This window comes from Vibrio aestuarianus (assembly GCF_028858425.1).
Classification (GTDB): domain Bacteria; phylum Pseudomonadota; class Gammaproteobacteria; order Enterobacterales; family Vibrionaceae; genus Vibrio; species Vibrio aestuarianus.
In genome coordinates this window covers 1,747,377-1,768,641 of record NZ_JAKNYQ010000001.1, presented here as the reverse complement: position 1 = coordinate 1,768,641, position 21,265 = coordinate 1,747,377, and the positions used below count along the sequence as shown (strand labels likewise).

The following is a 21,265-nucleotide window of genomic DNA, read 5'->3' as shown; positions in this document are numbered from 1 at the left end:
GGTTTGGGGATAGTTGAAAAGACTTATAACTGCTCACCATTAGATTCAATCACTGATTGATACCAATGAAAACTTTTCTTTTTGCTACGCGCCATTGAGCCACTTCCATCATCATGTTTATCAACATAAATAAAACCATAACGTTTTTTGTATTCACCTGTGGTGAAAGAGACACAATCTATACACCCCCAAGGGGTATAACCCATCACATCAACACCATCTAACGTAATTGCTTTTTTCACTTCTTCGATATGAGCACGGAGGTAATCGATGCGGTAATCATCTTGAACCACACCTGTATCATCTAATTGATCAATCGCTCCAAAACCATTTTCAACGATAAAAATCGACTTTTGATAGCGTTCATATAGCTCAGACAACGCATAGCGTAGTCCTACAGGATCAATTTGCCACCCCCATTCTGAAGCTTTCAGATGTGGATTTAATCGACTTTGTGTAAATAGACTTGTCGTTTCTCCATCTGGGTTTACTTCAGCTGAAACAATATTCGTCATGTAGTAGCTGATTGCCAGATAATCGGCGCAGCCATTGCGTAGAATGGTCTCATCTTCAGGCTGGGTATCAATGTGAATCTGTTTACGTTCCCACTCACGTAAAATGTAACTAGGGTAATAACCTCTAATTTGTACGTCACTAAAGAAATACTTCTCTCTCATCAGTTCTTGAGAACGAATCATATCTTCAGGTCGGCATGAGGCTGGGTATAGCGGCATCATGTGGATCATACTGCCAATTTGGAACTCAGGATTAATCTGGTGACCTAATGAAACCACCAAAGCACTGGCAATAAACTGATGATGAAGCACTTGATACATCACTTGCTCTGGGTGTTCATGTTCTGAGTAAATAACGCCTGAATTACAATAACCAAATAATGGCAATTCCCAGTTACGTTGGTTGTTTATCTCATTGAATGTAATCCAATATTTTACCTTTTCTTTGTAACGCTCCATCACGACTTGGCTAAATTTAACAAAGAAATCAATGACCTTACGATTTTTCCAGCTACCGTATTGCTTAACCAAATGCAAAGGCATTTCAAAATGCGATAGCGTGATAACAGGCTCAATACCATACTTGAGTAATTCATCAAAAAGATCGTCATAAAATTGTAGCCCAGCTTCATTAGGCGTTTCTTCGTCTCCGTTAGGAAAGATACGAGTCCAAGCTATCGACGTTCGAAAACATTTGAAGCCCATTTCAGCAAATAACGCAATGTCTCCTTTGTAGTGACCAAAAAAATCAACCGCTTGGTGGTTTGGGTAAAAATAATTATCACCAACGCCATCAGTAATCACTCGAGGTACTTCATGAGCCCCTTTCGATAAAACATCAACAATGCTGATGCCTTTACCTGCTTTATCCCAACCACCTTCAACTTGGTGTGCTGCAACCGCACCACCCCATAAAAAATTTTTTGGAAACCCATTATTTTGCATCGAATCCACCTTTCATTTCACTTTCATTCAGAAAACATAGCCAAGGCATGTTAACTACATAATAAACGATCCAACCCAAATTGTAACCGGTTTCTGTAACCGGTTACAATTGAGTATTTAACCTCACTCACTAAGTAATTATTTAAGCTAAACAACGTTACGCTTCGTTTTGAAGTAATCGCAGACATACATTCCATAGCACTTTCTGCGTGACTGCTGTATGCTTGCGCCTTTCCGCAACATGATGCGGATCACTATTCTTTTACATATCGAGACATTTTAATGAGTTTTGCCTCTCTGGGTTTATCTAATGCCATCCTGAAAGCTGTCGCTTCTCAGGGTTACGAAACACCATCGCCAATTCAGGCGCAAGCCATACCAGCCGTACTTGAAGGCAAAGATGTGATGGCAGCTGCTCAGACAGGCACAGGTAAAACCGCAGGATTCACCCTTCCTATTTTAGATTTACTCGTGAAAGGGCCGAAAGCAGGACCGAACCAAGTTCGTGCTTTAATTCTCACTCCAACCCGTGAGTTAGCAGCCCAAGTTGCCGATAACGTCACCACTTATGGACAGAATTTACCGCTTAAATCTGAAGTGGTTTTTGGTGGGGTCAAAGTGAATCCACAAATGATGAAAATGCGTCGTGGAGTGGACATTTTGGTTGCCACACCAGGCCGCCTGCTTGATCTCTACAATCAAAAAGCGATTAAATTTAATCAGTTAGAAATATTGGTTCTTGATGAAGCTGACCGCATGCTGGATATGGGTTTTATTCGAGACATCAAAAAGATTCTTGCGTTACTGCCGCCTAAACGTCAAAACCTTTTATTTTCAGCGACATTTTCTGATGAGATAAGACAACTAGCGAAAGGGTTGGTCAATAATCCAGTCGAGATTTCAGTTACGCCACGCAACAGTACCGCTAAAACGGTTAAACAGTGGGTTCACCCCGTTGATAAGTCTAAAAAACCGTCGTTGCTGATCAAATTGATCAACGACAATAACTGGAAACAGGCACTGGTTTTCACGCGCACTAAACATGGTGCAAACCGTTTAACTGCCCAGTTAGAGAAAAGCGGCATCACTGCTGCGGCTATTCACGGAAACAAGAGTCAAGGTGCTCGTACCAAGGCTTTAGCCAACTTTAAAAATGGTGAAATTCGTATTCTTGTTGCAACGGATATCGCTGCACGTGGAATCGATATTGACCAGTTACCACAAGTAGTCAATTTTGAACTGCCGAACGTCCCTGAAGATTATGTACACCGCATTGGTCGTACTGGCCGTGCTGGCGCTGAAGGTAATGCAATTTCTTTAGTGTGCGCTGATGAAGCGAAAGATATGTTTGCTATTGAACGCCTGACGCAAAATGTGCTAGAGCGTATTGAAATTGAAGGTTTTTCTCCGGTTAATAAACTGCAAAATTCGCCATCACTCTTGCCTATAAAAGCGAAAAAGCCAAAGAAACCTAAAAAAGATAAGCCAGAGCATAACGATGGTCAACGCTCAGGTAATGTGGCCAACGGTCGCAGCGCCAATACGTCGAACAAGCCCAAACGCAACCCAAGCAATGCAGTGACTACCCAAGGTACGAAACCAACTCGTAGTGGTGGACAAAATCGACCTCGACGTGCTCCCAAAAGCGCTCAGGCGTAAGACCATCAATTATCTTTAACGAGAAAAGAGGCGTCTAAGCCTCTTTTCTTGCTTTCACTGAACCATAAACTTGAATGAAAAAAAGCCGCACAAGGCGGCTTATCTATGGATAACTGCGGTATGCTGCCCTAGACGCCTTGTGGTGGCGTAAATGCCGTTAGTGGTAAAGCTTCTCCGCTATATTTTTCAATTTTCACAATCGAGGAGTTACCAGCACAACCATTAGCGAGGCGAGATGTAGGAATGTCTGCCGTTAATACATTACACCCACCATTTTTACAGATGCCATGCGGCTTATCAAAATCTGGCCATGCTCCTTCATGGATACATACCGAGCCTTGTTTAATACCATCCGTAATGAAAGCCCCAACCAATACCTGACCGCGTTGGTTAAATGCTCTCACCAAATCACCATCTTGAATTCCACGAGACTTAGCATCCTCAGGATGAATCCAAATTGGCTCTCGGTTAGCAACCGCATATAGCTCACGTAACTTGGCATAATTCAATTGACTATGCAGCCGGTGCGCCGCATGCGACGTCATTAATTGCAATTCTCCATCTTTTGCATTTCCCACCCATTCAGTTGGTGGTAACCAAGTTGGGTGTGGTGGACAATCTGCATAATTGAAGCTTTCAATGGTCCTAGAGTAAATTTCAATTTTACCGCTCGGCGTTCCCAACGGATTCAAAATTGGATCATCTCGATAGGCGGCATAGCGAACAAACTTAGCGTTTGATTCATTCCACTTCATCTCAATGAGTTGGTTTTGTTTCCAAAAATAACTAAAGTTAGGCATCGCAACACGGTTTTGGCGACCAATCTTTTGTGCTTCTTTATAAAAACCAGCCAACCACTCCATTTCCGATTTATTCTCGGTATAAACCGCTCGACCTCCAGCTTTAAGCAGCTCAGCCATATCCGCAAACACATCGAAATCATTGCGGGCTTCGTATTGTGGTTCAATCACTTGTTTCATTGGCACTAAATGCTGATTACTGTAATCCCCGGTCATGGTTAAATCATTACGTTCAAACGAGGTTGTAATTGGCAACACAATGTCCGCATGCTTTGCCGCCGCTGTCCAGTAAGGTTCGGAAATTACGATTAACTCAGGCTTTTGCCAAGCTCGAATCAAACGATTTGTGTCTTGGTGATGTGTAAAGTTACCACCACCAGCCCACCAAATCATTTTAACATCCGGAAAGCTTTTTTGATGCCCATTGTGTTGGTAACTGCCCCCTGGGTTTTCGAGCGCTTCGACAATGCGAGCTACTGGGAAACTGTTGACCGCACCTGAAACTGCCCAATCATTCCCAGCCGACGACGCTCCATCGATTGCTGCTGATATTGCTGGTAACACCCCCGCCGTTCTCGTTGGGTTACCACCATTAGAATAGTGGTACGAGAACCCGAACCCACCTCCCGGCAAGCCAATTTGCCCGAGCATTGATGCCAATGTAACCAGCATCCAGTGTTTCTGCTCGCCATATTGCTGACGTTGAATTCCCCAACCGGCCATCAGCATGGTTCGGTTTTGGCTAAAGATATCACCAAGTAATTCAAGCTGTTTTGCCGAAACACCACAAATTTCCTCAGCCCATTGGGGAGTTTTAGGGGTGCCATCCGTCTTGCCTAGTAAATACGCCTCAAACTTGTCATAGCCCGCTGTATATTTATTTATAAATTCAATATCATGTTGCTGCTTTGAAACCAAAGAATGAGCAATACCCAGCATCATTGCTACATCGGTTCCTGGGTGCGGCGCAATCCACTGGGCATTTTCACCAAAAAACTCAATGGTTTCTGAACGCATTGGGTCTATTGCAATAATGGTTTTTTTAGACTGTTTAAGTTGATGGAAAAATTCAATACCAGCCCCATCAGTACTGCTCCATGCAATTTTTAGGGTATTGAGCGGGTTTAACCCCCAAAGCACAACAACATCACTCGTCTCGAGAACCACTGGGTAAGTGGTTTGCTGTTCGTACACCTCTATTGAACCTACCACATGCGGCATGATTACTTGCGCCGCTCCAGTCGAATAATCACCTAAATGACCAGAGTATCCGCCAGCCATACTCATATAGCGTTGTAATAATGTTTGCGCTTTGTGCAAAATACCACTGGAGCGCCAGCCGTAAGAGCCTGCAAAAATACTTTCAGCCCCATAGCTATTTCGAATCCGTAAATGTTGTTCATGGATTAGCTTCAATGCTTTATCCCAGCTAACGCGTACAAATTCATCGTCACCACGTTTTCCATCTGGTTTTTGCGGGTTCGCAAGAAAGCCTTTACGAACCATTGGGTATTTCACCCGCGCTTTGGTATGCGCTTGATCTGGAGCGGAAGTTTGTAAGCTATTTGGAACACTTTGTGGCAATGCATTGGTCGAGGAAACAATTTTTCCATCTTTAACTTCAACCAACATTGCCCCCCAACGACCTGCTGTTAATACTGCAGAACCACTTCGCTGCTCAGCAAATACAGGCATAGGGGCAACAGAATAAATCACGATAGCACTGGCGGTTGCGCCCGCGCCTTTTAGAAAACTTCGACGTGTGAGAGTAGTCATCACTGAATCCTTATATCATGTCTTATTGGGCAACAACGTCTTTCGCATTGTATTGGAAGTATTTGGTCAGGATTTCTAAATCCTCTTTAGTGATAGATGTACGATCACCCATACTTTTCGCTACAGAAGGCCATGCGTTGACAGTAAAGTGATTGCTTGGAATCTTAGCGTGACAAGTTGAACAATAAACATTGTCTAACTGCTCTGCATATGCCCAAAGAGAATCAATCTTACCGAGTACAGGCGTATCTATTTGTGCTTCCAATGTCACCTGACGCCAGCTATTTCCATAATCATCTTCATTGTATGTCCCTACACTCAGCTTTTGTTGCCCAGCTTCAGTCAACATAGCAATAACAGCACGTTTACCTTCTCCCATATACAAGACTTGTTCCGCGCCTTGCATTTGATAACCCGTCAGTTCAATAGTACGAACACCGTCTGCTCCTTTTAACACTTTTAGTGGGGTTGCTGGATTAATCGTGCCCAAATCGCCCATAGATGTAGCCTGCATAGCGTATACCACGGACGAATCTAGCGGCGTTAGACTCGCTTCATCTACTAAGTGTGCCAAGGCTTGGCTATCCATTTTCACTTCAGGCAGTATGTGTGCCACACCTTTGTGGCAATCAATACATGTTTGATTATTATCAATGCCATATTGGTGCATTTTTTGCGCTTCTGCCGTTTGGTCAAAAGTTTCCATCGCGTCTTCGTTATGGCAAGAACGACAGGTAACTGAATCATTTGCTTTCAATTGCGCCCATACGGTTTCTGCCATTTCCGCTCGATGTGTTTCATACTTTTCATCCGTACTAATTTTCTTAGTGATGAACTCATGATAGATATCTTTCGACGCTCTGATTTTAGTGATCAAATAATCCATGGTATCGGTCGGAATATGACAATCTGCACATTCAGCGCGAATCCCTTTGGCATTACTAAAATGCACGGAGCCCTGGTACTCTTTAAATGGTGTATCCATGGTGTGGCATGACAAGCAAAATTCAGTACTTGAAGTCTTTTCTAAAATGGCATGAGTACCACCAAGACTTAGCCAGCCAATCACTACACCAATAGCAAGAAGTCCTACTATTGTTCTCTTTTTAATATTCATTATTCCTCACAAATGCTGGTGATGGTTGAACGACAGTTCACTGAACGCCTAATATGCCTACCCAGTGCCCCATAAAGAATGTACCCCTAAAGAAGTATCTTAGTTTGACAATAGACAACACAGTGCTATATCAGGAGTGACACTGCGCACACTTTGAGCGGTTTAGGAAAAACGGAAGAAGAAAAAGTAAGTGGGTTCTTAAAGTTAGCTGTTCATTGCAGCAAGCACATACAACGTGAGAAATAGATCACGCTGTCGTTCAGCTCAGAGAACAAACGAACTGTATGAAACTGATTTGTTTTTTTATTTATAAAAAATATTAAATAAATGCTTTACTTTTAGCTTGCACCATGTGAAACTGCATCCGCTCTGTTGAACAGGGTTATTAATGTAACAAGTAAGCCAAAGTTCCCTTTCAGATTCAATTCTAAGTGTCCTCTAGTTTCATAGTCTCATTATAATAATTCGTCTCAAAGCAACACCTGTATTTTAAATTTTTTATAAGGGACATAACATGTCTAACACAACTACTGGCACAGTAAAATGGTTCAACGAAACTAAAGGTTTTGGTTTTATTTCTCAAAGCAATGGCGGTCCAGATGTATTCGTACACTTCCGTGCAATCGCTTCTGAAGGTTTCAAAACTTTAGCTGAAGGCCAAAAAGTATCTTTTGTTGTAGAACAAGGTGCTAAAGGTCCTCAAGCTGCTAACGTTCGTGCTGAATAATTTCGCATAAGCGTATGAGCGTTGGTGACTAGCCAACGCTCTTATAAAACCCGCAAATTAGATTACATTTTCCAAACTTCTCTATCAAACTTCCGCTTAGTTTCTCTCTGTTTTACTCGTTCGAACACTCAGCCATTTTTGAAACAATCGTTTTGACAATTATCATCTAAACAATAATTTTTTATATCTGAAGGATATTTATTATTTCTCGTACAACTGGAAGAAAGCGTTTCTGGTTTGCTAAATCTAAAGCAACACCAAAATTACGCCAACAATATGAACATTAACTTTAACATTCAAAATCACACCTGGAATGCATCAATACACCAACTTAATAGCGATATTTTAACAAGACATATATTAAGCCAAGAAAAATGTATTTTAGATACTCTTCATCTCTATTTTTTATATGATGAAGCGACTCAGCAAGGTGACGTTTTAAATTCTGATAAAGAACACATCGGTTATTTTAACCTGACAAATTAACACCCAAAAACTTTAATTGCCGCCATTAAAGTTATTTGGGCATTATTTTTCTATCTTAACCTTTCAAAAACAATATTTTGGTCAAGCTCACTCTGATATTCGGTATAATCTAAACCTTGATCAAAAATAAACTCCGTAACTAAAGTACGAACAGCTTGAACAAGCTCTTTAGCATTCCAAGGTTTTTCGAAATAGCGCTGTATTCCTGCTGTATTAATCGCATTAATAGTATCAGTGTGGGTTGCCTGCCCTGTTAGTAATACTTTTTTAGTTTTAGCAAATCTTGAATCTGCAGCAATTTCTGTCAGCAGTTCTACGCCGGTTTTACCCGGCATCACATGGTCAGAGATCAATACAGCGATATACTCTCCTTGTGCATCAAACTCATCCATAAGGTCCAGCACTTCATGTGCTGACTCGCAGTCCTCAATATTTAACCAGACTGCCAACGGCTGAAGATCTTGCAAAATAGCGCTAAGCACTTCCCTTTGATCGTCGACACAAATAATATTAAGCTTCTCCATAATCGCCCTCAATTGGTAACTTGATTCTAAATATTGTTCGCTCGCTATCACTTTTCAGTGCTACGTTTCCACCATAACCGGAAACAATACGTTTTACTATTGATAGCCCGAGTCCTAAGCCAAACGACAACCCACCTTTTTTTGTTGTAAAGCTAGGTTGAAATATTTTACGTCTGGTTGTTTCATCTATTTCTGGCCCATTGTTTGCAATCGTTATTAATATACGTTGCTTACTTAACCTAGTCTGTATTTCTATTTCTGGCTTATCTGTTTCAAGCATTGCATCACAAGCGTTTTTTATAAGGTTCACCCAAATCTGTACTAATTCGGTTTGTGAACCTTTAAATATAGGAAGAGATGCAGGTCTGATACGCACACTAACCCGACGCAAATCACTTTGTAATAAAGCGAGAGCTCTGTTAATGGTATCGTTAATATCGAACTCTTCTTGTTGGGTTATTTCTGTCCGCCCCAATTGTTTAACAGACTTAACGATTCCGACTGTATGTTTAGAAGCTAAACGTAAATCATGTAAGTCTCTCCCCATTTGCCAATAACGAATAGCGAGATGGGGATTCTTTAGCCAGTGTGCCGACAAATAATCGTCAGCAACAGCTTTTGCTAAATCACGAGCAATGGCTTTGGGCAAAGCATATTTTTTTTCAAACAGAGCTCCTCTTTTTCTTGCTTCGCTAGACGATACTTTTTGGCCATATAGCAAACCAAAATCAAAAAACTGGCTGGCTTCAGGATGTACTTCTTCAAGTAACTCCATGAACAAGATTTCCAAGCGTTCAGACTTACTACTGACTACACCAATGGCATTATTAAGTTCATGGGCAATACCCGCGGCTAACTGCCCTAAAGTTGTCATTTGTTCAGCTGAATGAAGTCTTTCTAACGCTCTTTCTTTAGCTAGAGACTCCTGTGTTGCACGGCGCTGTCTGCGTGAAAGCTCATTAACAATAACAGGCGTAAATTGCGCGGTAAGAGGACCAAATTCTTTTTCATCTAGCACGGTTGTTGAGCGATCAATCCACGCAAGTTCGACGTCGGTTTCGGCCATCACAGTTGACGATGCTGTCCACGTCCCAGAAAAAAAACTATGTACACCAATAAAAGCTCCCACACTTGCGGTAAACACTTTGGTTTTTCTCTCATCCTTTTCTGAGTAGTGGCCTGAAAGTTCACCAGACCATACATAGTAAAGTCGATCGTTATAACCTTCTTGTTCAATCACAACGCTACCCGCAGGAAGCTTGACCATTCGCTGCGGGTGGTGAAAGTAGCGCTCAATTAATGCCGTAAATTTCTGATCCGCCATAACAGGTTTATCCAATATGACCAACGGTATGTAAAATCCACACCATCAAGAAACTAAGCAATACACCAACGATGCCAAGAATAACGCCGACTTTGGCCATTTGGTTGCTTTGTACATGGCCGGTTGCATGAGCTAGTGCATTAGGAGGGGTGCTAATGGGAAGTGACATTCCCAATGAAGCGGCGAATGTAACAACAAGAATCAAGGTGATCTCTCCACCAAGTGGGGTCAGTGATGCCATAGAAGCCCCTAATGCTGCCATAATCGGCATCAGCAGGTTTGCTGTTGCAGTATGAGACATAAAGTTGGCCATAGTCAGACACAAGAATGCCGCACCAAATAAAACAACGTAAGGTGAAAACTGATCAAATGGTATGCTGTTAACCATCAGTTGCGCTAAACCCGTTTTATCAAGCGCCAAGCCTAAAGCGATACCACCGGAAACTAACCACAAAACATCCCAGGAAATCCGTTTTAAATCTTCTTTATTGATAATGCCCGTTAGCGAAAAGATAGCGACAGGTATCAAGGCTACAGTATAAGAATTCATGCCATGAGTTGAACCCATAAGCCAAAGCACAATGGTTAATGCAAAGGTGATGTAAACCATAATCGCTTTCGGCGTTTTTAGAAATTTTCCTTTAATCGTCAATTCAATATGTTGCTGCTCAGCCTTGAACATTGATCCAATTAGAAACCACGCTAATGCCATCATAATAATGACAAACGGCACACCAAATGCCATCCACTCACCGAACGTGATTAGATTTTCGCCAACAAGATATTTAAGCGCAATAGCGTTAGGCGGTGTGCCTATCGGGGTTCCGATCCCACCTATATTAGCCGCGACAGGAATACATAAAGCAAAAGCAATTCGACCCGGATCTTTGGGACCAAATACAGCTATCACCGGTGTTAGTATCGATAACATCATAGCGGTGGTCGCGGTATTGGACATAAACATCGAAAAAATACCGGTGATCAGCATCAGACCTAACATCACATACTTAGGATTATGACCAAAGGGTTTAAGCAGCACGCGGGCAAGGTTTACATCCAAGCGATATTTTGTGGCTGCCATAGCCAGAAAAAAACCGCCTAAAAACAGCATGATGATGGGGCTGGCAAAGGTCGCCATTATTTCATTGTATTTCAACAAACCTCCGAAATGGGGCTGCCCTTCCTCTAGACGGAAAAACCATATGCCTTTATCAGATAGCATCAGCAACTCTAACACGATCACCACAACAGAAGTGGCATAAATAGGAATAGGTTCAAATACCCAACAAAGTGCGGCAAGTAAAAATATAGCAATCACTCGTTGCTGAATGATCGTCAACCCATCAAATGGAAACGCCGATACCGGCAGCATTAAAATGACCAATGGAATAAGGATTGGGAGAATAAATTTTAAGTAAGGACGTACCATATAAAACTCTTCCTGAGTATTGATTTATATACGAAAATTGTAGCGAGGCCCAATTTCGAACTGCGTCCCATTATGTGGTATTCGAACAATGCAAAGTTTGGCTTTAGATCAATGAATAAAGATTACGCGCGAAACAATTGTGAATAATGTGTGCTAGGTTGCAAATTACACATTCATCCTCAGCACAGGTTTACAATCAATTACTGAGTATTTAGCCACAATAAATTACCGCGATGACACAAATGAAAGCTGCTGTGGGTGATGTTGCGCGTAATACTGAAGATTCAGCATCACAAGCCATGGATGCAAACGCTAAAGCTCAAGAAGGTGCTCAAGATAATGCAGATATGGTTCAATCTATTCAGCAAGTAGCTACAATTATTACTCAAACGGGCGAAACAGTGTCAGATCTTGAGAAGCAGTCTACACAGATTAATGTCGTGCTTGATGTAATCCGCAATATTGCTGAACAAACCAACTTATTAGCTCTCAATGCTGCCATTGAAGCGGCTCGAGCAGGAGAATCCGGCCGAGGGTTTGCGGTAGTTGCTGATGAAGTTCGCACCCTTGCAGGTAGAACTCAAGCTTCTACAGGAGAAATTACGACCATCATCGAGAAATTACAATCGATGGCCAAACAAGCCAAAGAAGCAACGGAGAACTCTCGCGCCAGTATCGAGACTTGTGTGACTCAAGGTAGCCATTCGCAACAGTTAATGCTCTCCATCGAAAAATCGATTGCCCAGATTGCTGATATGGGAACCCAAATCGCAAGTGCGTGCAGTGAACAGGATTCTGTTGCCGACGAATTGAGTCGAAATATTGAAAATATCCACGTGGCTTCGCAAGAAGTGGCGGAAGGTTCTGAGCAAACCGCACAAGCGTGTAAGGAACTCAGCCAACTATCTGTGACACTTCAAGATGCGATGGGACGTTTCAAGCTTCACTAATTGCAACCTTACCAATACACGTAATGAAGGCTGATGCTTATGGGAATGGTATACGAGGTTTAATGCCAACCATTCTTGCTCAAGAAATTCCATGCATTGCGATTACAAGTAATGGAGAAGCAAGAGCGAATTACCGTTACTGAAATGGAAGAAAATGCCGAACTAATTTTCCCTGAACTGTATACCATTTGGGGAACGGCTAACCCACGTTTTTACGTAAAATAATATTAAGTTCACCGTGAGACTCTAAGCTCTCACGGTGACGGTATAACAAAATAACTTCCTTCAATTTTCTCTATTACCGAATATATAAACCAACATATTTTTCGGGCATAATCGCCGCATTCCCATTCTGAGTTGAGCGCACATCTTGCCAATCAAATCTCCTATACTACTCGCCATACTGTCATTATTTTTAGCGATGACGACGATTCAGTCTGGTGCATCTCTCGCAAAACAACTTTTTCCGATTGTAGGCCCTGGTGGCACTATAGCATTGAGGGTTGGTTTATCTGCTTTGATATTAGTGTTAATTTTTCGTCCGTGGCGCTTAACGCTTTCTCTTACCCAATGGCGATCGATGTTTATTTATGGGGCCAGCTTAGGTGGAATGCAACTGATGTTCTATTTCGCAATTGAGCGCATTCCTTTAGGCATTGGTGTTGCACTTGAGTTTTCAGGACCACTGCTAATTGCACTACTCTCGTCAAAACGGAAACGCGATTTTATTTGGGTTACATTGGCTATTTTAGGGATCATCTTCTTATTACCGGACTTAACCGGTGTTGATGCTCTTGACCCGATTGGTGTTATGTTAGCGCTTGCAGCCGGAGGTTGCTGGGCCTTGTATATTTGGTTCGGGCAACGAGCAGGCAGTGTCGGCTCGGGTGGTGCAACGGTTGCAATAGGCATGAGTATTGCTGCCTTATTTGCTTTTCCGATTGGCGTGTCATTAGCCGAGGCCTCTATTTGGAGCTGGTCGATATTACCTATGGCATTGTTAGTCGCCATACTATCCAGTGCCCTACCCTACTGTCTTGAAATGGTTGCCTTGAATCGGCTGTCTACTCAGCACTTTAGTGTCATGATGAGTTTAGAGCCAGCAATCGCCGCTCTGGCTGGTTTGTTGATTTTGCATGAACAGCTCAATGTGAATCAATGGCTAGCAATAACCATGATCATTACCGCTTCAATGGGGAGCACCTTGTCAGCGAAGAAATAGCTCACAATGTCTATCACCAAAAAAGCAGCCGAGGCTGCTTTTTTTAACTATTTTCTATTACCGAGTTTAACTTGGCCGTTTGAATTAAACCACAATGCTTGTGAACGTCGTCGACCTAGTAAGATAGGGCCATCGTCGTAGAATAAAAAATTCTTCCAATGTTTCTTAAATGTGACCCACTTGGTTTCAATCACATTGTATTTTTCATAACAAAAGTACACTGTTACATCATCTTGCCAATCAATATGGTCTAAAATGAGCTGCGGCATACTTTCATCATCACTTTCCCATTCACTCATCCAACTGGTATTGTTTGTCCAGCTATCTTTTTTACAAGGCCAATCTTGAGAACTGAGTCGCTCAGAATCAGGGCTTTGTGCGCTAATATTTTCAATCCAAAATTGGGCAGATCTAGCCTGAGACATTGGTTTTATCTGAGCCAAATCTTGCTCTGAAACTGGCATTGAGTTGTGTGTGAAAATCCATTTTCTTTGGTATTGGTCCAAAGGCAAATAAGACATTGAATTTCCTTAAGGTTTTAACCAACCATTTAAGGTTGCTTGTTCTATCATTTGCTGTGCATGTTGCCACAGCGCATGTGAACCGTCATCAATACGACAATTCACGGTTAATGCTTGTTGACGTGTTACGCCATGTTCAAGCCAACTTTGGCCTTGATTATGAAAATTAAGCAACATGGGGATAATGCGATCTAACGCTTTGGCAAATAGAGCTTCTGCCGATTGTGCGGCTTCAAACTCTAACCAAACAGCAAGTAGTTCATCACCTTGTTCCTTGGGTAACAAAGCAAATAATCGCTGCGCGGCTTTTAACTCATTTTCTTCTTGCTCTGCCGAGGCCACCACATCATAAACAAAGGTATCGCCTGCATCAATTTCAACAATATCGTGCAGCAATAACATTTTAATGACTTTTGCTATATCAACGGGTTGGTTTGAATGTTCTTCCATCAAAACAGCCATTAGAGCAACATGCCAGCTGTGTTCAGCGCTATTTTCTAATCGACCATCAGCACTTCTTACTCGAGTACGTCTTAAAACCGATTTTAATCGATCTAGCTCCATCACGAGCTCAAGTTGTTGCCCTAAGCGTGGATCCATTAATCTGCTCTCCAATCTGGATTAATCAAAGCAGTGAGATTATGGTCTTCCCATTTGCCATTTATCAGCAAATAGTTTTTTGCATAACCTTCTCTTTGGAAGCCCATTTTCATTAAAACCGCTTCACTGCGTTTATTAGATGGCATATACCCAGCCATGATGCGATGCATATTCTGTACGTTAAACATATAGTTACATGCCATACGCAGTGAACGCCCCATAATACCTTTACCTTGAGCATGTTCAGCCAGTGAATACCCTAAATTGCAAGCGTGAAATGGGAAACGCGACATGTTACTAAACGAAATGGTTCCAAGCATCTCGTTATTGACTTTATCGATAATCAGCAAGTAATAGCCAAGTTGCATTTTGTGCAGCTCATGCAGTTTGATCAGCTTTTGACGCCAACCATTCACGTCAAAGAATGCCGCTTCCCTTTTCGGCTCCCAAGGACGAAGATGTGCTCTGTTCGCATTGAAATAACTCGCAATCATGTCAGCATCGCCAGGTTGAGCAGTTCTTAGCACAATGTCCTCGTCCACTTCATACACTTGTGCAACCGTACTATGAGAGTGCATTAATTTTTCCGAATTCCGTAATCACGCAACTTATTGGCAATCGACGTATGAGAGACATTCAAGCGTTTTGCCAATTTTCGGCTTGAGGGAAACGACTGATACAAACGCTCTAAAATCTGCGCTTCATATTCTTTCATGATGTCATCTAGTGAACCGTCGATATTGATATTAGTACTACTTGCCGTCACCGTTTCGAGCTGTGGAAGATGGAAAAGATCAATGCTAAGGACATTGTCAGGCATTTCCGTTAAAGCGCGTAATACCATGTTGTCTAATTGACGCATATTACCAGGCCATTGATAAAGCGCTAACTGGTCTACAAGATCTTCAGCCAGTTCCGGCTTCTTCATTCCCATCTTATTGATATGCTTAGCCATGAACAGTTCAAGCAGTGGTTGGACATCATTTGAACGTTCTCGCAATGCAGGAATTCGTAGTGTTAACACATTAAGACGGTAGAACAAATCTTCGCGAAACGCACCAGATTCAGCTAAGTCAGCCAATTTATAGCGTGTAGAAGCAATAACGCGCACATCAACATGCACTTCATGTTCTTCCCCTACGCGGCGGAAAGTGCCATCTTGTAAAAAGCGCAGTAGTTTAATCTGTAAATGGGGACTCATTTCACCAATTTCGTCAAGGAAAACGGTACCGCCATTTGCTTGTTCAAATATCCCTTTATGGCCCTGCTGATGGTTAAATGAGCCAGGTGCATGACCAAACAATTCTGTTTCAGCCACATCATCAGGCATTGAAGCACAGCTTAATACCAGAAATGGGAATGCCGCACGATGGGAACGGTTATGGCACGCTTTCGCCAACATTTCTTTACCAGTACCAGTCTCACCTTCAATTAATAAAGGCTGTTCGAGCATTGATAGTTTTTTTGCTTGGCTAATAAGTGCTTTGTGACGATTTGAAATACCCACAAAATGTTCAAAGCCTAGATTGTTATGCAATGGCAAGTGATCATCCGTAATAGTCGAGGCACTTTTGGAGCGGATCATCATCATGGTACTGGCTAAAGTGGACTCTTTGGAATCACCCGTAATGTAGACGGGCATCATTTCCATCATGTAATCCAGACCATCCAAAACAATGTCTTCACGCTGACGAACTTTATTGCCTTCTATCCATCGAGAAAAATTGAATGCAGGAAGCAGTGCTGATATGGGGTGGCCAATCACTTCCTTTTCTGCCTTATTAAATAGAGATAATGCAGAATAGTTTGCCATATCGACAAACCCTTTTAGATCAATGGCAAAAACAGCATCAGGAACGTTATTAAGTAGCGACAGTAATTCAGTATTATGACGTTCCATCGGCATGAACTGAATTTTACGGACATCCTTCACGCCAGAAATTCGGCGAATTTCCGCCATCAATTCACTGAATGTATCAAAATCAATATCAGGGCAGTTGAGGTAAATAATGCCACTCACATCAATTTCTATTCCACGTAAATCGATATTTCTTGAGGCGAGAATATCGAGTAGTTCTCGGGTTAAACCGAGTCTATCTTCACAAAAGACTTCAAGACGCACTTAAAAATCCTAATAGAAAGTGTCAGGAAAAGTTGACAGTAGTTTCTATCAAGCCTTGTAAGGCGTCAAGTCATCTAATGTTTTGCTGTTCACATTCACGCAGTTTTATTGATAAGTGCTGACTATTTCACCACTAAAGTCGCTACCTTAGCCACAATCTGCTTGCGAATGGCGCTCAGTTTTACTTTTCTATCTTGATGCCACGGCATTGGTCTTAGTAAGCTCATCGCTTTTAGCCCCAAACGTGCAGTCAGTATACCAACTCCAAGCCCTTGTCCCGCTCTCGCTGATAGTTTGCCTGCCAAATCCATCGACATTAAATCCATACTGGCATCAATAGCCAATTCACTCGCACCTGCCGCGGCCATATTGATCAACACAACTTTAAATAACTTAAGACGCGACCAATAACCTAATTCAACACCATACAATGCGGCCAGTTGATCAATCATCTTAAAATTACGCCATGCGACAAGCAGCATGTCGGCCACAGCCAATGGGCTAATTGCCACCAATGCTGCCGCTTCCGTTGAATATTGAGAAACGATTCGAGTCGCCTTTTTATCTTGCTCTGCCAACACCATCGCGTCATACATATCGAGTACTTCGGCATCACTGTGTGATGCGTTGACACTATTAATCCAACGATCATAAGCGGGGCTTTCTGTTTTAATCCCCCCCTGCTTAGCGATTGCTTGGCAAAATGCCTTACCATGACCAACGCTATCTGACAAAATAAGCTGCTCACTCTGCTCTTGCACACTAAAGTGATGACGTAACGAGCGTAATTTCCAAAGTTCTTTGGCTATAGAACCGATACCTATCGATGCCAAGGCAGTAATAAAACCAGACCAACCTAAAGCTAACCAATCTGCCGATTGAACGGCAGTAATCACCGAATCAATCGCTTGCCATCCGACTAATCCAGAAAAGCTGACTAGCAAACCGCTAGCCAACCACTTTCGTCCTTTACTTGGCCTGATCACTTGTTCTAGCTGAACTTCAGCCTCTTCTTGTGACTCTTTGACTTCGACTGGCACAAAAACCTCGCTGCTCGTAAATTGCTGCTGCACCGTCAGCTCTTCAGATGCTAAAGGTTCAGCGCTGAGTGGCTGATCGAATACTTGCTTGGTTTTTAAATCACTCATTTCAGCTTATCTCCAATTAGATATTCCAATGCTTTATCTAAACGAATATGAGGACACGGCTCATCGCTGCTAAAAGTCTTAGGTCTAAAATGAGTAAATTCGAATCCTTGTTGTTGCCAATACTCTTTACTCGGTAGCTTTTTCGGCACATCACCAGGGAATACGGTAAGCGGTTCACCATTTAAAGTAACCCCTTGCAGTGCGGGCATATTTGTATCACCGCTATTGATAAAACCAGTTTGAGTTGCTTGCACCGATGCCATGCTGATACAGCTCATTTCAATATTTTCGAATGCGGCACTTTGCCAAGCAGGATGAACCATTTGCTGCAGCAGTGACACTAAATGTGGGTGCTGCTCTGGTGTTACGTGGTCTGATTTGGTTGCAGCAAACAGAACTTTGTCTATTTTGGGAGCGAAAAGTCGCTTAAGCAGCCCATTTCTTCCATAGCGAAAGCTATTCATTATCTGCTCTAACGCGCTGCGCATATCTAGAAACGACTCGTAACCTTCATTCAATGGAGTCAAACAATCAACGAGTACGATTTGTCGATCAAAGGTTGAAAAATGGTGTTTATAAAATGCATTCACTACCTTAGTTTGATACTCCTCATAGCGTGTTTTCAGCATCGAATAATAACTATGCTTGTCTACCTTTCTTTCACCGTAGGGATTTTGACACGGAAAAAACTGCAGGACAGGTGCTCCTTCAAGTTCGCCCGGTAAAACAAAACGCCCCGGTTGTACCCAATGCAGTCCCGCATTTTTGCACTCATGCAAATAATCAGTGTAAAGCTTCGCTATCATCGCGAGCTTTTGTTCATTCGACTCATGAGTGAGATCGAGATCGGACAAAGCATCTAACCAAGGTTGCGCTAAGGAAGAACGCATATCTTTTAATGCTGAAAACTGCTTTTCAGACCATTGTTCAAACGTCATTTCAAGCAGTGGTAAATCAAGCAACCACTCACCAGGATAATCGATAATATCGAGATAAAGCGTAGAAGTATGACCTAATAATTTTTTGCTGCGTTTTTGAGGCTTGTATTTGATTGCAAGGCGAATTTCACTCACATCACGCGTTGGCGTAGGCCATTGAGGTGGATCATTATGCAGTTGCTGCATTGCTTCATCATAAGCAAAGCGAGGAACCATCATATTCGTTTGCGGGACACGCTTTGCACCGACAATGCGCCGGTCGCGAGCCGCAGACAAAAGCGGCAAATTCGCATGAGTTGAGGTATGCAATAACTGATTAACCAACGAGGTAATGAAAGCCGTTTTCCCTGCTCGTGATAACCCCGTAACGGCAATTCTGACATGAGAATCTAGCCCACGATTGATTAAGTCTGACACTTCTCGACGAATTCGCTTCATTCACCCACTCCAATTTATTCACTGGCGCTATTGTGCATTCATCTATCTTAATACGAGATGAACAAAAAAGCCTCCGAATAAAATCAGAGGCTTAACCAGAGTTGCTGCTACATAAAGACAATACTTATCTTTGGACTTATATCTTGTTCAAGATATAACCTCGAAAGGCCCACTCTTGGAAAACGTAGAACTCAGTCTTCTTCAATCAGTTTGTAGATCACAAACAAAGCAATTTCTAAAACAAACCATAGTACGCAAGTTATCGTTACGTACTTCTCATTAAAAATGCTGATGCCATGCAAAATCAGGTCGTAACCAATAAAGGCACCGACGACAACGGCTATCGCAATTTGTAAAATCTGAATAAATCGAGGCATCGTGCCCTCCCGACGTTTCTAATAATTAGCGGATTTTCATTAAGTTGAAGACAATAGCTGCAGCCGAAGCTGCAGTTATATCTGATCATTATTCGCTTAGACTAAGCTTTGCTTTCCGCTTCGGCAATCTTCACTTTCCATGTGTCAGGGCCGATTTGGTGAGCATTTGCCCCGCGCGAGTCGACAGCAACCGTGACCGGCATGTCCTCAACATCGAACTCATAAATCGCTTCCATGCCCAAATCTTCAAACGCCACAACGCGTGCTTTCTTAATGGCTTTCGCAACTAAGTATGCAGCGCCGCCAACGGCCATGAGATAAACCGCTTTATGATTTTTGATTGATTCAACGGTAGCAGGTCCACGCTCTGCTTTACCAATCATGCCCATAATACCTGTTTCATCAAGCATCATGTCGGTGAATTTATCCATCCGTGTCGATGTTGTTGGGCCTGCTGGGCCAACGACTTCGCTACCAACCGCATCAACTGGCCCTACGTAGTAAATGAATTTACCTTTGAGGTCGACACCTTTTGGCAAACCTTCACCATTTTGCAGCATGGTTTGAATGCGCTTATGCGCTGCATCACGACCAGTTAAGATTTTGCCGGACAACAGTAATGTTTCACCTGTTTTCCAATCTTGAACATCTTCTTTAGTAACGCTATCAAGATTAACACGACGGGCACTGGCTCCAGCATCCCAAGTGATCTGTGGCCAATCTTCTAGCTTCGGTGGTGTAAGTTCAGCAGGGCCGGAGCCATCTAACGTGAAATGAACATGGCGCGTAGCCGCACAGTTCGGGATCATGCACACCGGTTTTGAAGCGGCATGCGTTGGCGCCGTTTTAATTTTGACGTCTACCACAGTGGTTAGACCGCCAAGGCCTTGCGCACCAATCCCCAATTTGTTGACGCGATTAAAGATATCAAGACGTAACTCTTCTTCAGCATTTTGTGGACCACGATCAATCAGTTCTTGAATGTCGATGTGTTCCATCAATGACTCTTTGGCTAATACAGCCGCTTTTTCTGCGGTTCCGCCAATGCCAATCCCAAGCATACCCGGTGGACACCAGCCAGCGCCCATCAGCGGTAAGGTTTTCTCTACCCACTCAGCAATGTCGTCTGACGGGTTGAGCATGACCATTTTGGTTTTATTTTCACTACCGCCACCTTTGGCTGCGATTTGAATATCTACTTTATCACCAGGCACCATATTGATATGAACAACCGCTGGCGTATTGTCTTTTGTATTAATACGTTTACCAGCAGGATCCATCAAAACAGAAGCACGCAATGGATTATCCGGGTTCGTATAAGCCTGACGCACACCTTCATCAACCATTTCTTGCACAGTAAGGTCAGAGTCCCACTGAACATTCATACCGATATTAACAAAACAGGTAACAATGCCAGTATCTTGGCAAATTGGGCGATGCCCCTCAGCCGACATGCGAGAGTTAATCAGTATTTGCGCAATCGCATCTTTTGCGGCTTGGCTTTCTTCTCGGTGGTAAGCTTTTTCTAGGGCTTGAACAAAATCTAGGGGGTGGTAGTAAGAGATATATTGAAGTGCATCAGCGACACTGCTGATCACGTCCTGCTTGCGAATTACCGTCATTGCATGCCTCGTTATTGTTATGCTT

17 protein-coding genes and 1 pseudogene are annotated in these 21,265 nt (G+C 42.6%); 4 read left to right on the top strand and 14 right to left on the bottom strand.

Annotated elements, in window-relative coordinates; genetic code table 11:
* Window positions 1-23 precede the first annotated feature (23 nt).
* Window positions 24-1,460: a 6-phospho-beta-glucosidase gene (locus MCT08_RS08225; protein WP_053312283.1), complete on the bottom strand. Its 1,437-nt coding sequence runs from the start codon at window positions 1,458-1,460 to the stop codon at window positions 24-26.
* Window positions 1,461-1,742: 282 nt separating this feature from the next.
* Between MCT08_RS08225 and MCT08_RS08220 the strand changes: the two genes are divergently transcribed.
* Window positions 1,743-3,119 carry a DEAD/DEAH box helicase gene (locus MCT08_RS08220; protein ID WP_274678223.1) on the top strand — a complete coding sequence of 459 codons (1,377 nt, stop codon included), beginning with the start codon at window positions 1,743-1,745 and terminating at the stop codon, window positions 3,117-3,119.
* Window positions 3,120-3,247: 128 nt separating this feature from the next.
* Here MCT08_RS08220 and MCT08_RS08215 read toward each other — a convergent pair whose 3' ends face one another.
* Together MCT08_RS08215 and MCT08_RS08210 are read right to left on the bottom strand one after the other, a co-directional pair.
* Entirely contained in the window at window positions 3,248-5,695 is a 2,448-nt protein-coding gene (locus MCT08_RS08215; RefSeq protein WP_274678222.1) for a trimethylamine-N-oxide reductase 2, read from the bottom strand.
* A 22-nt stretch (window positions 5,696-5,717) separates the two neighbouring features.
* Window positions 5,718-6,812 carry a NapC/NirT family cytochrome c gene (locus MCT08_RS08210; RefSeq protein WP_053312286.1) on the bottom strand — a complete coding sequence of 365 codons (1,095 nt, stop codon included), beginning with the start codon at window positions 6,810-6,812 and terminating at the stop codon, window positions 5,718-5,720.
* A 514-nt stretch (window positions 6,813-7,326) separates the two neighbouring features.
* Between MCT08_RS08210 and cspE the strand changes: the two genes are divergently transcribed.
* On the top strand, window positions 7,327-7,539 hold the full coding sequence (cspE, locus tag MCT08_RS08205; protein WP_010317961.1) for a transcription antiterminator/RNA stability regulator CspE: 213 nt from the start codon (window positions 7,327-7,329) through the stop codon (window positions 7,537-7,539).
* Window positions 7,540-8,075: 536 nt separating this feature from the next.
* Here cspE and MCT08_RS08200 read toward each other — a convergent pair.
* From MCT08_RS08200 to MCT08_RS08190, 3 genes are read right to left on the bottom strand one after another with little or no spacing between them, the layout of a single operon-like run.
* On the bottom strand, window positions 8,076-8,549 hold the full coding sequence (locus MCT08_RS08200) for a response regulator (protein WP_053312287.1): 474 nt from the start codon (window positions 8,547-8,549) through the stop codon (window positions 8,076-8,078).
* Entirely contained in the window at window positions 8,536-9,873 is a 1,338-nt protein-coding gene (locus tag MCT08_RS08195; protein ID WP_053312288.1) for an ATP-binding protein, read from the bottom strand. Before MCT08_RS08195 ends, MCT08_RS08200 begins: the two co-directional genes overlap by 14 nt.
* A 7-nt stretch (window positions 9,874-9,880) precedes the next feature.
* On the bottom strand, window positions 9,881-11,302 hold the full coding sequence (locus MCT08_RS08190; protein WP_053312289.1) for an SLC13 family permease: 1,422 nt from the start codon (window positions 11,300-11,302) through the stop codon (window positions 9,881-9,883).
* Between the two features lie 227 nt (window positions 11,303-11,529).
* On the opposite strand from MCT08_RS08190, the pseudogene MCT08_RS08185 reads away from it, so the two are divergent.
* Window positions 11,530-12,252: pseudogene (locus MCT08_RS08185) on the top strand (methyl-accepting chemotaxis protein); the annotation flags it as partial.
* Between the two features lie 370 nt (window positions 12,253-12,622).
* Complete coding sequence (locus MCT08_RS08180; protein ID WP_274678221.1) at window positions 12,623-13,474, top strand: EamA family transporter; 852 nt, start codon at window positions 12,623-12,625, stop codon at window positions 13,472-13,474.
* 47 nt (window positions 13,475-13,521) lie between these two features.
* Here the strand turns inward: MCT08_RS08180 and MCT08_RS08175 are convergent, their stop codons facing one another.
* The 8 genes from MCT08_RS08175 to MCT08_RS08140 form a co-directional block, all read right to left on the bottom strand.
* Window positions 13,522-13,995 carry a DUF2947 domain-containing protein gene (locus tag MCT08_RS08175; protein WP_053312291.1) on the bottom strand — a complete coding sequence of 158 codons (474 nt, stop codon included), beginning with the start codon at window positions 13,993-13,995 and terminating at the stop codon, window positions 13,522-13,524.
* Window positions 13,996-14,004: 9 nt separating this feature from the next.
* Window positions 14,005-14,595 carry an HD domain-containing protein gene (locus MCT08_RS08170; RefSeq protein WP_274678220.1) on the bottom strand — a complete coding sequence of 197 codons (591 nt, stop codon included), beginning with the start codon at window positions 14,593-14,595 and terminating at the stop codon, window positions 14,005-14,007.
* Window positions 14,595-15,173, bottom strand: a complete 579-nt coding sequence (gene rimJ, locus MCT08_RS08165) for a ribosomal protein S5-alanine N-acetyltransferase (RefSeq protein ID WP_168522061.1) — start codon at window positions 15,171-15,173, stop codon at window positions 14,595-14,597. The genes MCT08_RS08170 and rimJ overlap by 1 nt, the downstream gene beginning before the upstream one ends.
* On the bottom strand, window positions 15,173-16,717 hold the full coding sequence (gene tyrR / locus MCT08_RS08160; protein ID WP_053312294.1) for a transcriptional regulator TyrR: 1,545 nt from the start codon (window positions 16,715-16,717) through the stop codon (window positions 15,173-15,175). The genes rimJ and tyrR overlap by 1 nt, the downstream gene beginning before the upstream one ends.
* Window positions 16,718-16,839: 122 nt before the next feature.
* A complete protein-coding gene (locus tag MCT08_RS08155) occupies window positions 16,840-17,865 on the bottom strand; it encodes a YcjF family protein (RefSeq protein WP_274678219.1) in 1,026 nt (341 codons plus the stop codon).
* Window positions 17,862-19,241 (bottom strand): YcjX family GTP-binding protein, encoded by a 1,380-nt coding sequence (locus MCT08_RS08150; RefSeq protein ID WP_274678218.1) that lies wholly within the window; start codon window positions 19,239-19,241, stop codon window positions 17,862-17,864. Before MCT08_RS08150 ends, MCT08_RS08155 begins: the two co-directional genes overlap by 4 nt.
* Before the next feature lie 191 nt (window positions 19,242-19,432).
* A complete protein-coding gene (locus MCT08_RS08145; RefSeq protein ID WP_261915461.1) occupies window positions 19,433-19,618 on the bottom strand; it encodes a hypothetical protein in 186 nt (61 codons plus the stop codon).
* Between the two features lie 101 nt (window positions 19,619-19,719).
* On the bottom strand, window positions 19,720-21,240 hold the full coding sequence (locus MCT08_RS08140; RefSeq protein WP_053312298.1) for a fumarate hydratase: 1,521 nt from the start codon (window positions 21,238-21,240) through the stop codon (window positions 19,720-19,722).
* Between the last annotated feature and the right edge of the window lie 25 nt (window positions 21,241-21,265).